Consider the following 13,121-nt stretch of genomic DNA (forward strand, 5'->3'; position numbering starts at 1 on the left):
TCAGGCAATTGTGCCCCGGCGTCAGCCTGTCCAGTTGATCCAGCGACCGTGAAAGTCGGCACGACCGAGGTTCAAGGTGACGTCACCGGGCCAGAGCCGCAAGGTCAGAGCCGCGCCAATCGCGCCAGTGGTGTCACCATCGGTCTCCATTTGCATCCAGGCAAGGGGTGTTTCCGGCGTTGCATTTGCGCCCGCCGCTTCGATCAATGCTATGCCTTGATCCTGTTTTTCTTTGGGAAAATACTGCCAGGCAACCGTGTGTTGGATCATGTGCATATGCCCTTCGGGCGCGGAAGCGAGGCGGGTTTCGAGCCAGTCAATGGCGTCCCCCTTGTCCACCTGTGCTGACAGGACCGACATGGCGCCGCGTGTCAGTTCCACCCGGTGTGGCTGGTCTGCCCAGAGGTAGGACAGCAGACGCAACGTGTCATTTTCATCATTGAGATTCAACGGATTGAGGTCCACGCCTGACCTATCGACGATGTGTGGGTGACTGGTTGGTGGTGTGGGGCCTGACCACTCTGGTTCCAGTGTCAGCACAGCATCTCGCGGGCCGAAGCGGTCACCGTTTGCTTGGAGCGCGAAATGATCCCACATCAGGTTCAAGCCACCGCTTGCGCCCAGCTCGGACAGAACGATTGGTCGATCAAAATAGGACGTCGCTACGCGGGCCATGGCAATCAGCGCAGCGCTGCGCCGGACTTCATTTGTCTGGGGTGCGTTCAGTGTCCAGTCGAGGAAGAAATCCTCGCTTGTTTTCAGGGCATTAACGACGGCTGTCTCAAGGGTTGCATCATCTGCTATATTCGGAGGATAGACGGCCACGAGGGCGGGGTCCTTGGCCTGCAGCACGAGTGCGTGCAGACCGCCTCCGATCCGTAGAGGCAGGGAATGGCCGGCCGGGCCAATATCCCCCTGATATTCCTCCATTTTCTGACCCAATGCGCTGGTTGCGTCCCATCGATTTGCGAGGATTTTCAACACACGTCCCATGAGGGGGGAGCCCATACGGGTGCAGGTTTCGGATTGATCGAGGAAGGCTTGGGTCAACGTCATGAAAAACGGTCCATCAGTTTCTGAAGAGCGGATCGTGTGTCTGCCTCCTTGGTTTGAATATCTTCCGAAGTCTTTGGTTTTTCAGGCTTTTCCCTGCCTGACCCCGACCGTGGTGGGGCGGTGCGCAGGGCAACGGCATTCATGAACTTTGGCCCATCCCCGGTCGCCAGATGCGGCGCGCCGTCTGAACATCCGCGGATCACGTCATCAAGCCATGCCTCATCAGCCTTGGGAAAGTCACGCAGCACATAGCCGGGCACGGCATCCTTATGGCCCGGGTGGCCGACCCCCAGACGGACGCGAGCATAATCGGCACCGATATGTGCATGCAGGGATCGCAGCCCGTTGTGACCGGCGTGACCACCGCCCACTTTCCAGCGTACCTTGCCGGGGGCAAGATCGATTTCGTCATGTAAAACAATGACATCCTCTGCATCTAACTTGTAGAACCGCATCGCGGCCCCCACACTGTGACCCGACTTGTTCATGTAGGTTTCGGGCTTCAGAAGGACCGCGCGGTCGGACCCGAATCGGCCTTCGGACACGACGCCCTGATGCTTGGATTTCCACGCCGGGAAGCCATGATCCGTGGCAATCCGGTCCAGAACCATGAACCCGATATTGTGTCGGTTCCGGGCATATTTCGCGCCTGGGTTTCCCAGTCCGACGATGAGTTTCATTGTGGTCCTCGCTTGATGTTGCAGCGCAGCATAGGGAAGGGGGCATGGGTGGTCCAGCCAAGTCTAAACGCACCGTGCGATGGGGGTTTACGCGGTGTGGCGGATGAAACTGCACAGTTTCAGGCTGAAACCGCGATATTCGGCCGGTCTGAAATCCCCGGGTTTCGGCCGGTTTTCCGCAAACTGCACAGTTTCACCACCAAACTGCGCACATTGCCCGTCCCATGGCCGTTAACGCATTGGTATGCATTAACCTTTGCGCCGAGGGGGGTACGTTTTGTTAAGGATCGGTGGCCTGACCTCAAAACAAAAGGGCCGCCCCGATCAGGAGCGGCCCTCGTACTATTGGTCCGTGGCAGGACGCTTTATTCTTCACCACCCTCTTCGGTGGTGGCCTCTTCGGCTTCGTCCTCAGCACCTTCTTCGTTCTCGGAAGACCGCAGGCCGGACGGCGCGGTGATCGTCGCGATCACAAAGTCACGGTCGATGGTCGGCTTGGCGCCTGCGGGCAGTGTCACCGACGAGATGGTGATGCTGTCGCCGACTTCGGCTTCGCTGACGTCGATGCTGATGCTTTCAGGGATATCGCCGGCTGTCACGACCAGTTCCACCTCGGGGCGGACCAGCGACAGCACGCCGCCTTTTTTCAGGCCGGGCGAGACGTCTTCACCTTCCACATCAACACCGATGAACAGGTTGATCTTGGTGGTGCGGCGCAGGCGCATGAAGTCCACGTGCGTCGGCAGGTCCTTGACCACGTCCCGCTGCACGTCGCGGCAGATGACGCGCACGTCGTCGTGGCCGTCGACCTTCATGTTGAACAGGGTCGACTTGAAGCGACCGGCTTTCAACATTTTCAGCAGCTTGTTGAAGGGCAGATTGATTGGCAGCGGATCGTTGTCACCACCAAAAACAATCCCTGGAACCATGCCGTCGCGGCGGGCCTGACGAGCGGCGCCCTTGCCTGTCCCCGTACGTTCCAGGGCTTCGAGATCAGGAATCTCTCCAGCCATAGTATTTCTCCAAAGTTAGGGCAGGGTGCCTCCAAGGCTGTCACCCCGCGTGAAGGCTGCGTCTTAGACCGGTTCCCGCCGCTTGAAAAGATGCAAAATGCGCAGTCTGGGGCTGGACCATGGCAGCGGCCCGTGTCACCGCTTGGTCATGCGGATATTGAGCGATCTCTTTGCGTCTCGGCGCGCTTTGGCGGGCTTTGTTGTCGTTGGCTTTGGCTGGGCCGCGTTTTCGGCGCAGATGCCTGTGATCAAGGCGCAGGTGGGCGTGGGCGACGGGGCCTGGGGCACGCTGATCCTGATCGGGTCGACCGGTGCACTGATGGCGATGTGGCTGGCGCCGTTGTTCTATCGTCTGTTCGGGCGGTGGGCGATGATCGTGGGGGCGGCCTGCATGGTGGCGGGGTTCGTGTTGGCCGGTGCTGCGCATACGCCCATTGTCATTGGCATCGCGCTTTTCTTTGCGGCCGGGGGCTCCGGCATTGCGGATGTGTTGGCCAATGCCGAGGTCAGTGAGGCCGAGGCGGATACGGGCCGCAGTCTGATGAATCTGAACCACGGCTTGTTCTCGGTTGCCTATGCGGTGGCCGCGATCGGGGTTGGGATTGCGCGTGAGGGCGGGTTTGGTCCCGTCGCGGTTTTTGCTGCGATGGGCTTGGCCGTCGCCGTCCTGTTCCCGTGGATGGTGCTGCCCGTGCGCGCGCAGGCCGAGGAAGACGCACAGGACGCGACGGGCATGCCCCGTGCCCTTGTGTGGGTCGGTGGACTTGTGGTTCTGGCAGCCTTCCTGGGCGAAGCGGCATCCGAAGGCTGGTCCGCGCTGCATGTCGAACGCACGCTGGGCGGTGGCCCGGCAGAGGGCGCGATGGGCCCTGCCTTGCTGGCGATTGGCATGGCTGTTGGCCGCCTTGGCGGGCATGTGTTCGGGGCCGGTTGGCCGCCACTGCGCGTCATGATGCTGGCGTCCTGCATCGCAGGCTTCGGGCTTGCACTGGCGGGCATGGCTCCGGGTTTGAGCACGGCCTACCTTGGCTTCCTGCTGGGGGGCTTGGGGGTTTCGGTTGTCGGCCCACTGGCGCTTGGCCTTGTGGGGCAGGCCGTGCGTCCAAAATATCGTCTGGCGGCGATCAGCCAGGCAGCGGCACTGGGATATGCGGCGTTCTTCCTGGGCCCGGTCATCATGGGCTTCGTGGCCGAAGGGTTTGGCTTGCGCGTATCCTTCTATGTCATCGCGGGCATCATGTTTGCGGTCGCGGCCATCCTGTTGCCTGCATGGAACCGGATGCTGACGACGCGCACCACGTCCATGTCTTCTTCTGGCTGAAAATACCTCGGGGTCTGGGGCAGAGCCCCAGCCGGTCGCCGCTGCGCGCTGCGGCGAAACCCCTTACTGCCAGCGCCCTTCGAAATCTTCGGGCACCAGCAGGTTGTGCCGCCCGAGATTGGCCACGTTCGTCTCGCCACACAGGGCCATTGTCGTGTCCAGCTCGCGATGAATCACGTTCAGTGCTTCCGTCACGCCAGCCTGTCCCATGGCGCCCAGCCCATAGACAAAGGCGCGGCCGATATAGGTGCCTTTTGCACCCATCGCCAACGCCTTGAGCACGTCCTGACCGGAGCGGATCCCGCTGTCGAGATGCACTTCGATCTGATCGCCCACGGCGTCGAGGATCGGGGGCAGGGCGCGGATAGAGGACAGCGCACCATCAAGCTGCCGCCCGCCGTGGTTTGACACGATGATGGCATCGGCACCGACCTTGAGCGCCATTTTCGCGTCATCCGCATCCAGAATGCCCTTGAGGATCACCTTGCCGCCCCATTGCTCTTTCAGCTTGGCGACCTTGTCCCAATCGAGGGTCGGGTCGAACTGCTCTGCCGTCCACGCGCCCAGGGATGAGGCATCGCTGATCCCGTCCACGTGGCCCACGATGTTGCCGAACTCGCGCCGTTTGGCCGACAGCATCTCGATGCCCCAGGCCCATTTGGTGGCGAGGTTCGCGAGTGTCCTGGCCGTCAGCTTGGGCGGGGCGGAGAGGCCGTTTTTCAGATCCTTGTGCCGCTGTCCAAGGATCTGCAGATCGAGCGTGATGACGAGGGCCGAACAGTTTGCATCCTTGGCCCGCTGGATCAGGCGGCTGACATAGTCCTGATCCTTCATCGTATAAAGCTGGAACCAGAAGGGGGCGTTGGTGAAGCCTGCCACATCCTCGATCGAGTTGATGGACATCGTCGACAGGGTGAAGGGAACGCCGAATTTTTCCGCCGCCCGCGCCGCCTTCATCTCTCCGTCGGCGTGCTGCATGCCGGTGAGGCCTACGGGGGCGAGGGCCACGGGCATCGCGACGTCCTGCCCGATCATCTGGGAAGCGGTGCTGCGCCCGGACATGTCGACCGCCACGCGCTGGCGCAGGCGGATGTCATCAAAGTCGGAGGAATTGTCGCGGAATGTTTGCTCGGTCCAGCTGCCAGATTCGCAATAGTCATAGAACATCCGGGGCACGCGGCGTTCGTAGAGGCGCTTGAGATCTTCGATATTGGTGATGACTGGCATGGCGAACCTTCGGTATTGGTTAGGTTTGCTTACCAATTTGGTGAATTCCAGACAAGAGATGATGTGGCCTTCGGGTTATAGTACGAAATGGCACTTGTTTTGTGCGATATCGCATTATATCAGCTATGTAGTTCGAAATCGCACTAATGGAGACTCTGATGTCCTTATCCCGTCGCAAAACGCTTGCCCTGATTGGGGGTGGATCGATCCTCGCCGCCTCTGGTGCCGGGGCGTTTGCTGTGACCCGCACGCCGCAGACCGCCCTGAAACCGTGGTCGCTTGCAGGCACCTATGCCGAGCCCCGGATGCGGGCGTTGTCCTATGCCATCCTCGCCCCGAACCCGCACAACCGGCAGCCGTGGCAGGTTGATCTGCGCACCGAAGGCGAGGTGACGCTGCGTGTCGATACGGATCGCCTGTTGCCCCATACCGACCCGTTCAGCCGTCAGATTGTGGTGGGCCTGGGCTGTTTCCTGGAGCTGATGCTGCTGGCCGCGGCGCAGGATGGGATTGGGGTGGATCTGGATGTGTTTCCGGATGGAGAGGACACGACCGCGCTGGACAATCGCCGGGTGGCCGTGGCGCGGCTCACGCCTGGCGCGGCAGAGCCGTCGCCTTTGTTTGCGCATGTGATGGACCGGCGATCGTTGAAAGAGCCATATGACACGGAGCGGCCCGTGGCGCAGGCGGTGTTGCAGAGCATCATGGCGCCCGTCATCCGGGGGTCGGGCGTTGAGACCAGCAATGATCCGGACCGCGTTGCGGCCCTGCGCCTGCTGACCGCCCGCGCCTTTGACATCGAGTTCGAGACGCCGCGCACTTACAAGGAAAGCGTGGACCTGTTCCGGATCGGGTATCGCGAGGTGAATGCGAACCCCGATGGCATCGACTTTTCCGGGCCGCAATTCGAGGCCCTGCGTCTGGCTGGTCTGTTCAGTCGCGAGGCGGCGATGGACCGGGACGGTTTATCCTACAGGCAGGGGCTTGAGATGGTGAAGGCCACGGCGATGACTGGCATGGCCTATGTCTGGCTGACGACGGCGGGCAACAGCCGCGCCGATCAGATCACGGCCGGGCGCGATTGGCTGCGCCTGAACCTTGCCACCACAGCCGCCGGGTTGGGCATGCAGCCGATGAGCCAGGCGTTGCAGGAATTCCCGGAGATGGCTGCCCTTTACGACGAAGCGCATGGGATGCTGGCGCAGGGGGGCGAAACCGTGCAAATGTTGGGGCGATTGGGCTATGGCGCGGCTGTGCCGCACAGCCCGCGTTGGGATTTGGAAAGCAAGATCGTGCATGCATGACACTGACCCGTCGGTCTTTTTCGAAGTGTTCAACGAGATCGGCATCATTGAACAGTTGAGCCGCGCCATTTTGGAGGCGCGGCTTCCGCATGGGCTGATTGCCCCGCATTTTTCCGTGTTGAACCACCTGACCCGTGTGTCGGATGGGCGCACGCCGATGGAGATGGCGCGCGCCTTTCAAGTGCCCAAGACATCTATGACCCACACTTTGAAGGGGCTGGAGGCGCATGGGTTGGTGGAAACGCGGCCCAATCCCGAGGATGGGCGATCAAAGCGCGTTTGGCTGACGCAGGCGGGCCGCGATCTGCGGGCCGAGGTGATTGCTGCCCTCGGGCCTGACTTTGCGAAGCTCGCCCAAGAGTTTGACGTGGCGCGGTTGGTCGAGATCCGACCGGTCCTGAGCGATCTGCGTGCATATTTGGACGCCGCACGCGATTGATGCCGGGGTGGCGCAGGACACCTGCGCCTTACGCCATTGCCCCGGCGCGGGTGGCGCGATACATGCGCGCCCATGACAGAACGCCCGCACCGCAACTTCTATGGACGTCTTAAGGGCAAGGCCCTGAAGGACAGTCAGAAACGTTATCTGGATGAGGACCTTGCCGCCTTGTCCCCGGGGCCCGTGTCCTGGGAGGACAATCCGGCGCGTGATCCGCTTGATCTGGATGCGCTGTTTGGGGGGAAGCCCGTCTGGCTTGAGGTTGGCTTTGGCGGTGGCGAACATCTTGTGCATCAGGCCGCTCAGAACCCGGATGTGGGCATCATTGGCGCGGAGCCGTACATCAACGGTGTCGCGATGCTGCTGGGCAAGATCCGGCGGGCCGGGGTGGACAATCTGGCGGTGCATCCCGGAGATGCGCGGGACTTGATGGATGTGCTGCCCGAGGCGTCGATTGACCGGGCCTTTCTGCTTTATCCCGATCCGTGGCCCAAGGCGCGCCATCACCGCCGCCGTTTCGTGACGCCGGAGCATCTGGACCCCTTGGCCCGCCTGTTGAAGCCCGGGGCGGTCTTTCGTGTGGCGACCGATATCCCGGACTATGTGCGCCAGACGTTGGAAGAGGTGCCCAAGGCCGGTTTTGAATGGCTGGCCGAGCGTCCTGCCGATTGGCGGGCACCGTGGGACGACTGGATCAGCACGCGCTATGAGCAGAAGGCGCTGCGTGAGGGGCGGGTGCCGCATTATCTGACCTTTCGGCGGGTTTTTTAGGGAGATATTGGGGGCTCTGCCCCCTGCGCGTTCCGCGCTCCCCCGAGGTATTTTCAGCCAGAAGAAGAGACAGGCGCGTGCGCGGTCTGGACGGGCTTGTGCGGGCGGGGTAGGTCTGCGCAGAAAGAATTGATGCGAGCGCAAACATGTCCAGCCACGGTGATCCGATCCCCATGACCTCTTCTGCCTGTGGACCCCTGTCGGGGACTGCTGATGTGCCGGGCGACAAGTCCATTTCGCACCGGTCCCTGATCCTGGGGGCCATGGCCGTGGGGGAGACCACGATCACCGGGTTGCTGGAAGGGCAGGATGTGCTGGACACGGGCCGGGCCATGCAGGCCTTTGGCGCCGAGGTGATCAACCATGGCGGCGGGTCGTGGTCTGTGCATGGTGTTGGTGTGGGGGGCTTTGCCGAGCCTGATCAGGTCATTGATTGCGGCAATTCCGGCACCGGGGTGCGCCTGATCATGGGGGCGATGGCGACATCCCCCATTTGCGTGACGTTTACCGGCGATGCCAGCTTGAACGGTCGCCCGATGGCGCGTGTGACCGATCCGCTTGCGCTGTTTGGCTGTGAGGCTGTTGGCCGGTCGGGGGGGCGTTTGCCCATGACCTTGGTGGGGGCCGCGGACCCGGTGCCTGTGGAGTACACCGTGCCAGTGCCGTCGGCGCAGGTGAAGTCCGCCGTGCTGCTGGCGGGGTTGAATGCGCCCGGGCAGACGGTGGTGATCGAGGCCGAGGCCACCCGCGATCATACCGAGCGGATGCTGGCGGGGTTCGGGGCCGAGATTTCGACCGAGGTGACAGATGCCGGCCGTGTCATCACCTTGAAAGGGCAGCCGGAGCTGAAGCCGCTGCATATTGATGTGCCGCGTGATCCGTCCTCGGCCGCGTTTCCGGTCTGTGCGGCGCTGATTGTGCCCGGATCGGATGTTTTGGTGCCGAATATTGGCTTGAACCCGACCCGGGCCGGGCTGTTCACCACGCTGCGCGAGATGGGTGCGGATCTGGTCTATGAGAATGAGCGGGAAGAGGGCGGGGAGCCTGTCGCCGATCTGCGCGTGCGGTTTTCGCCTGATCTGGTGGGCATTGAGGTGCCTGCGGAGCGTGCGGCCAGCATGATTGATGAATATCCTGTGCTGTCGGTTGTGGCATCCTTTGCCAAAGGTCAAACGCACATGCCCGGGGTGAAGGAACTGCGCGTCAAGGAAAGTGACCGGATCGACGCGATGGCGACCGGTTTGCGTGCCGCAGGTGTGACTGTTGAGGATGGGCCGGATTGGTGGACGGTGACAGGGCTGGGTCATGGTAATGTGCCCGGTGGGGCCACCTGTGCCAGCCATCTGGATCACCGCATCGCCATGTCGTTCCTTGTCATGGGGATGGCCACGCAGAAGCCGATGTCGGTGGATGATGGTGGGCCGATTGCCACGTCCTTTCCGATTTTCGAGCCGCTGATGGGTGGGCTTGGCGCGCAGTTGCGTCGCGATTGATCCATGAGTTCCGCGCCTTTCACCGTTGCGATCGATGGGCCTGCGGCGGCAGGTAAGGGGACAATCAGCCGCGCGATTGCCGCGCATTTCGGATTTGCGCATCTGGACACCGGGTTGTTGTACCGGGCGGTTGGGGCGTTGGCGCTGGACGGGGCGGACCCGATTGAGGCGGCGCGGGCATTGTTGCCTGAGGCGCTTGAGGATGGTCGGTTGCGTACGGCTGAGGTGGCGCAGGCGGCCAGCCGTGTTGCTGTCATACCAGAGGTGCGCGCCGCCCTACTGGACTTTCAACGGGATTTTGCCCGCCGTCCCGGTGGTGCGGTTCTGGATGGGCGGGACATCTGTACGGTGATTTACCCGGATGCAGAAGCGCAGCTGTTCGTCACCGCGAGCGCCGAGGTGCGGGCGGAGCGCCGATGGAAGGAATTGTCCGGAAAGGGCGATGACCGCACCCTGGAGCAGGTGCTGGAAGATGTGCGTATTCGGGATGCGCGGGACAGCGAGCGAGATGCGGCCCCGATGAAGCCTGCAGTGGGTGCGCGCGTCATTGATACCTCTGATATGTCGATTGAAGAGGCAGTCGCAGCGGCCATATCACATGTTGAGATGTGCCGAGGGGCAACCGCCACCTAGCCGGCCTGTAATGCGCAGTTCAATTCTGCCGAATCGACGATGACATAGGACGTGCAGGTGATCCGCCACTCTCCATCCGCGCCCCGTTTCAGGAGCGAGAATGCAGGATAAGGTTGCTGCACCAGAATATCCCGACTGAGCAGCCGGGTTTCATGTGTCGCTGCAACTTCGTTATCGCTTCGGAAGCTTGCTGACACGCAATGGCGGGCCATTATGGTCACCTGCTGTTTGACCAGGTGAGCGTGTACCGCGTCGAATGTGGTCTTCAGATCTGCACGGGTGTGTATCTGGCGCTGCCCTTCAAGCGTTTCCAGATCGTAGGGAAAAGAGAAGCACTGGGCAAAGCTTTCAAAATCTCCCGACATCAATGCAGTCCCGGTGCGCGCAAGCAGATGCTCTGAAACTTCAGATGGGGATCGTAAGTCGTTCGACATCGTTAACCACTGTTCAGGTACTCGTACAACTGTGTCACATTTGTAAAAAAACTCAATGATTTCAGAAATTTCCCGCGAGGCGGGAAGTCCGTCTCTTGAGTGGGTCAGGCGGCGTGTGCACCATCCGCCAGCGTTTTGACAAAGGCCAGCACCGCGTCGACGCTGTCACCGGCTGCGATCCGGCCGACGATGGCCGATCCCACAACTGCGCCATCTGCCACCGACGCGATGGCCTTGGACTTTTCGGGTGTGTTGATGCCAAAACCGACAATCACGGGCAGGTCGGTGGCGGATTTGATCCGTGCCACTTCGGGACCTACATCGCCTGCCTCGGCTTCGGCGGCACCTGTGATGCCGGTGATTGATACGTAGTAGACAAAGCCGGATGTGTTTTGCAGCACGCGTGGCAGGCGCTTGTCATCGGTTGTGGGCGTGGCCAGCCGGATAAAGTTCAGGCCCGCGTCTTGCGCCGGGATGCACAATTCGCTGTCTTCTTCGGGCGGGAGGTCAACGACGATCAGGCCGTCGATTCCTGCGTCCTTTGCCTTTGTCAGAAAGGCGTCGACGCCACAGGAGTAGATCGGATTGTAGTAGCCCATGAGAACGATGGGCGTCGTGTCATCTGTTTCCCGAAAGCTGCGCGCCAGGTCGAGTGTGCGGTCAAGCGTCATACCGGCTTCGAGCGCGCGCTGCCCGGCAAGCTGAATGGTTGGTCCATCCGCCATCGGGTCCGTGAAAGGCAGGCCAAGCTCAATGATGTCCACGCCCGCTGCCGGCAATCCCCGGACGACCTCGAGGGATGTATCGTAGTCGGGGTCACCCGCCATGATGTACGACACAAAAGCCTTGCGTCCTTCGGCTGCCAGGGCCGCGAATTTGGCGTCGATCCGGGTTGTCATCTCAGTCTCCTGTCCGTCCTGTCTCACCTGCCAAAGCGATGCAGGAAAGGCAAGCACTGTCAGAATTTGAAATGATATCGGATGGAATATGCATTCATGCCCGGATTGACATCTGCCAGGTCGGCATTTGATTTGTGTGAAATTACCGCAGAGATCGCGTGCCCGTTTTCGAACTGGTATCCGACCCCGAGAAGAGATCGGATTTGAAACGTGGACCCAAGGAAATTCTGAAACGTGCCTTCTTCGTAGAGGCCGGGCATGATGCTGTTATCGATGAACCAGCCACTGTTCCACTGCCAGCGTGACCAGACACCACCGCCTATGAACGCATCACCTTCGCCAGTGAGGCTAAGGCTTGCGCCCCAAGCGACGGACAGAATGCGCTTTTGCACAAATGGTGTGTGGCGATACTCAAGATCAAAGGCCGCACCGTCCCGTCCGCCTTCGCCAAAGTCTGATGTCCCAAGCGCAAAGGTCAATTCCTGTGCAGATGCGGCAGTGATGCTGAGCAGCAGTGAAATGATGGCAACATAAATACGGTTCATGTTGTTCTTCCTAATTCCAAATTTCCGCCGCAGCTAATATCTATCGGCGGCCCGAACCACCATGGCCAATGCGGCTGCATCAATTCAATTTCTTTCAAGAAAACGCGATCACTTTGTCTGAACCTGTCACCGCCTTGCACCTGTTCACTGTCCTGCTAGAAGCAGCGCAACGGCTGAAAGGACGATGAAATGGGTTTCAAGATGGGAATTGTGGGTTTGCCGAACGTGGGCAAGTCGACACTTTTTAATGCGTTGACCAAGACGGCGGCCGCGCAGGCGGCAAATTTTCCTTTCTGCACGATCGAGCCAAATGTAGGCGAAGTTGCCGTTCCTGACGCCCGCTTGGACAAGCTGGCGGCAATCGCGGCATCCAAGCAGATCATACCGACCCGGATGACTTTTGTAGACATCGCTGGCCTGGTCAAAGGCGCATCGAAGGGCGAGGGGCTGGGCAACCAGTTTCTGGCCAACATCCGCGAGGTTGATGCGATCGCGCACGTATTGCGCTGTTTCGAGGATGGAGATGTCACCCATGTTGAGGGGCGTGTCGATCCAGTTGCCGATGCCGAGACCATCGAGACGGAGTTGATGCTTGCCGATATCGAGAGCCTGGAAAAGCGGTTGCAAAACATCGTGCGCAAAGTGCGCGGTGGCGACAAGGAAGCAGTCCAACAGGAGCGTTTGATGAAAACAGCGCTTGGTGCCCTGGAAGATGGTCAACCGGCCCGCGTGGTCGAGGTGGATGACGAAGACGCCAAGGCGTGGGCCATGCTGCAACTGCTCACCAGCAAGCCTGTTCTATATGTCTGCAACGTCGGAGAGGCAGAAGCGGCCGAGGGCAATGCCCATTCTGCCAAAGTGGCTGATATGGCGGCGGCGCAGGGTAACAGCCATGTCGTGATTTCGGCCCAGATCGAGGAAGAAATCAGCCAGCTTGAGGATGACGAAGCACAGATGTTCCTTGAGGAAATGGGACTGTCCGAAGCGGGGCTCGATCGGTTGATCCGCGCAGGCTACGACCTGCTACATCTCGAAACATACTTTACTGTCGGCCCCAAAGAAGCACGAGCCTGGACGATCAAGGCTGGGACGTCTGCGCCCAAGGCGGCTGGTGTCATTCACGGCGATTTCGAGAAAGGTTTCATTCGTGCAGAAACCATTGCCTATGACGATTTTGTCACCTTAGGAGGAGAGCAGGCGGCCAAGGACGCTGGGAAGATGCGCGCCGAAGGCAAGGGATATCAGGTGAAAGACGGGGATGTCCTGCATTTCCTGCATTCGTGAAAGGCCGAGCAGCGCGGTGATC

The 13,121-nt window shown here is 60.7% G+C and carries 14 protein-coding genes; 7 read left to right on the forward strand and 7 right to left on the reverse strand.

The window, feature by feature from the left end:
• Positions 1 to 21: 21 nt before the first annotated feature.
• The 3 genes from AC53L6_RS13970 to AC53L6_RS13980 all read right to left on the reverse strand — a co-directional run bounded on the left by AC53L6_RS13970 (position 22) and on the right by AC53L6_RS13980 (position 2,749).
• Positions 22 to 1,056, reverse strand: coding sequence for a DUF2332 domain-containing protein (locus AC53L6_RS13970; RefSeq protein WP_496908279.1), 1,035 nt, complete (start codon positions 1,054 to 1,056; stop codon positions 22 to 24).
• Entirely contained in the window at positions 1,053 to 1,736 is a 684-nt protein-coding gene (gene pth, locus AC53L6_RS13975; RefSeq protein WP_496908280.1) for an aminoacyl-tRNA hydrolase, read from the reverse strand. The genes AC53L6_RS13970 and pth overlap by 4 nt, the downstream gene beginning before the upstream one ends.
• 365 nt (positions 1,737 to 2,101) lie before the next feature.
• On the reverse strand, positions 2,102 to 2,749 hold the full coding sequence (locus AC53L6_RS13980) for a 50S ribosomal protein L25/general stress protein Ctc (RefSeq protein WP_299599109.1): 648 nt from the start codon (positions 2,747 to 2,749) through the stop codon (positions 2,102 to 2,104).
• A 148-nt stretch (positions 2,750 to 2,897) separates the two neighbouring features.
• On the opposite strand from AC53L6_RS13980, the gene AC53L6_RS13985 reads away from it, so the two are divergent.
• Positions 2,898 to 4,070: an MFS transporter gene (locus AC53L6_RS13985; RefSeq protein ID WP_496908281.1), complete on the forward strand. Its 1,173-nt coding sequence runs from the start codon at positions 2,898 to 2,900 to the stop codon at positions 4,068 to 4,070.
• A gap of 63 nt (positions 4,071 to 4,133) precedes the next feature.
• Here AC53L6_RS13985 and AC53L6_RS13990 read toward each other — a convergent pair whose 3' ends face one another.
• Entirely contained in the window at positions 4,134 to 5,297 is a 1,164-nt protein-coding gene (locus AC53L6_RS13990) for an alpha-hydroxy acid oxidase (RefSeq protein WP_496908282.1), read from the reverse strand.
• A gap of 158 nt (positions 5,298 to 5,455) precedes the next feature.
• On the opposite strand from AC53L6_RS13990, the gene AC53L6_RS13995 reads away from it, so the two are divergent.
• From AC53L6_RS13995 to AC53L6_RS14015, 5 genes are all read left to right on the forward strand, one after another.
• Positions 5,456 to 6,601, forward strand: a complete 1,146-nt coding sequence (locus tag AC53L6_RS13995) for an Acg family FMN-binding oxidoreductase (RefSeq protein ID WP_496908283.1) — start codon at positions 5,456 to 5,458, stop codon at positions 6,599 to 6,601.
• Entirely contained in the window at positions 6,594 to 7,040 is a 447-nt protein-coding gene (locus AC53L6_RS14000; protein WP_299698805.1) for a MarR family winged helix-turn-helix transcriptional regulator, read from the forward strand. Before AC53L6_RS13995 ends, AC53L6_RS14000 begins: the two co-directional genes overlap by 8 nt.
• A 72-nt stretch (positions 7,041 to 7,112) precedes the next feature.
• Positions 7,113 to 7,811 (forward strand): tRNA (guanosine(46)-N7)-methyltransferase TrmB, encoded by a 699-nt coding sequence (gene trmB, locus AC53L6_RS14005; RefSeq protein ID WP_496908284.1) that lies wholly within the window; start codon positions 7,113 to 7,115, stop codon positions 7,809 to 7,811.
• A gap of 146 nt (positions 7,812 to 7,957) precedes the next feature.
• Complete coding sequence (gene aroA / locus AC53L6_RS14010) at positions 7,958 to 9,304, forward strand: 3-phosphoshikimate 1-carboxyvinyltransferase (RefSeq protein WP_496908285.1); 1,347 nt, start codon at positions 7,958 to 7,960, stop codon at positions 9,302 to 9,304.
• A gap of 3 nt (positions 9,305 to 9,307) precedes the next feature.
• Positions 9,308 to 9,937, forward strand: a complete 630-nt coding sequence (locus tag AC53L6_RS14015) for a (d)CMP kinase (protein ID WP_496908286.1) — start codon at positions 9,308 to 9,310, stop codon at positions 9,935 to 9,937.
• Here AC53L6_RS14015 and AC53L6_RS14020 read toward each other — a convergent pair.
• The 3 genes from AC53L6_RS14020 to AC53L6_RS14030 all read right to left on the reverse strand — a co-directional run bounded on the left by AC53L6_RS14020 (position 9,934) and on the right by AC53L6_RS14030 (position 11,815).
• Positions 9,934 to 10,302 carry a hypothetical protein gene (locus AC53L6_RS14020; RefSeq protein ID WP_299698809.1) on the reverse strand — a complete coding sequence of 123 codons (369 nt, stop codon included), beginning with the start codon at positions 10,300 to 10,302 and terminating at the stop codon, positions 9,934 to 9,936. The two genes, AC53L6_RS14015 and AC53L6_RS14020, sit on opposite strands and share 4 nt — an antisense overlap.
• Before the next feature lie 173 nt (positions 10,303 to 10,475).
• The gene (gene trpA / locus AC53L6_RS14025) at positions 10,476 to 11,270 is read right to left on the reverse strand and encodes a tryptophan synthase subunit alpha (RefSeq protein WP_299698810.1); all 795 of its coding nucleotides are present in this window, start codon (positions 11,268 to 11,270) and stop codon (positions 10,476 to 10,478) included.
• 59 nt (positions 11,271 to 11,329) lie between these two features.
• Positions 11,330 to 11,815, reverse strand: a complete 486-nt coding sequence (locus AC53L6_RS14030) for an acyloxyacyl hydrolase (RefSeq protein WP_299599085.1) — start codon at positions 11,813 to 11,815, stop codon at positions 11,330 to 11,332.
• Between the two features lie 189 nt (positions 11,816 to 12,004).
• On the opposite strand from AC53L6_RS14030, the gene ychF reads away from it, so the two are divergent.
• Complete coding sequence (gene ychF, locus AC53L6_RS14035) at positions 12,005 to 13,099, forward strand: redox-regulated ATPase YchF (protein ID WP_472728669.1); 1,095 nt, start codon at positions 12,005 to 12,007, stop codon at positions 13,097 to 13,099.
• Positions 13,100 to 13,121: the final 22 nt, after the last annotated feature.

It is taken from the genome of Tateyamaria sp. LSS28, from assembly GCF_059611725.1.

Excerpts from the sequence above, each read along its gene's own strand:
- AC53L6_RS13970 (WP_496908279.1), bottom strand. The coding sequence starts at position 1,056 with ATGACGTTGACCCAAGCCTTCCTCGATCAATCCGAAACCTGCACCCGT.
- pth (WP_496908280.1), bottom strand. The coding sequence starts at position 1,736 with ATGAAACTCATCGTCGGACTGGGAAACCCAGGCGCGAAATATGCCCGG.
- AC53L6_RS13980 (WP_299599109.1), bottom strand. The coding sequence starts at position 2,749 with ATGGCTGGAGAGATTCCTGATCTCGAAGCCCTGGAACGTACGGGGACA.
- AC53L6_RS13985 (WP_496908281.1), top strand. The coding sequence starts at position 2,898 with ATGCGGATATTGAGCGATCTCTTTGCGTCTCGGCGCGCTTTGGCGGGC.
- AC53L6_RS13990 (WP_496908282.1), bottom strand. The coding sequence starts at position 5,297 with ATGCCAGTCATCACCAATATCGAAGATCTCAAGCGCCTCTACGAACGC.
- AC53L6_RS13995 (WP_496908283.1), top strand. The coding sequence starts at position 5,456 with ATGTCCTTATCCCGTCGCAAAACGCTTGCCCTGATTGGGGGTGGATCG.
- AC53L6_RS14000 (WP_299698805.1), top strand. The coding sequence starts at position 6,594 with ATGCATGACACTGACCCGTCGGTCTTTTTCGAAGTGTTCAACGAGATC.
- trmB (WP_496908284.1), top strand. The coding sequence starts at position 7,113 with ATGACAGAACGCCCGCACCGCAACTTCTATGGACGTCTTAAGGGCAAG.
- aroA (WP_496908285.1), top strand. The coding sequence starts at position 7,958 with ATGTCCAGCCACGGTGATCCGATCCCCATGACCTCTTCTGCCTGTGGA.
- AC53L6_RS14015 (WP_496908286.1), top strand. The coding sequence starts at position 9,308 with ATGAGTTCCGCGCCTTTCACCGTTGCGATCGATGGGCCTGCGGCGGCA.
- AC53L6_RS14020 (WP_299698809.1), bottom strand. The coding sequence starts at position 10,302 with ATGTCGGGAGATTTTGAAAGCTTTGCCCAGTGCTTCTCTTTTCCCTAC.
- trpA (WP_299698810.1), bottom strand. The coding sequence starts at position 11,270 with ATGACAACCCGGATCGACGCCAAATTCGCGGCCCTGGCAGCCGAAGGA.
- AC53L6_RS14030 (WP_299599085.1), bottom strand. The coding sequence starts at position 11,815 with ATGAACCGTATTTATGTTGCCATCATTTCACTGCTGCTCAGCATCACT.
- ychF (WP_472728669.1), top strand. The coding sequence starts at position 12,005 with ATGGGTTTCAAGATGGGAATTGTGGGTTTGCCGAACGTGGGCAAGTCG.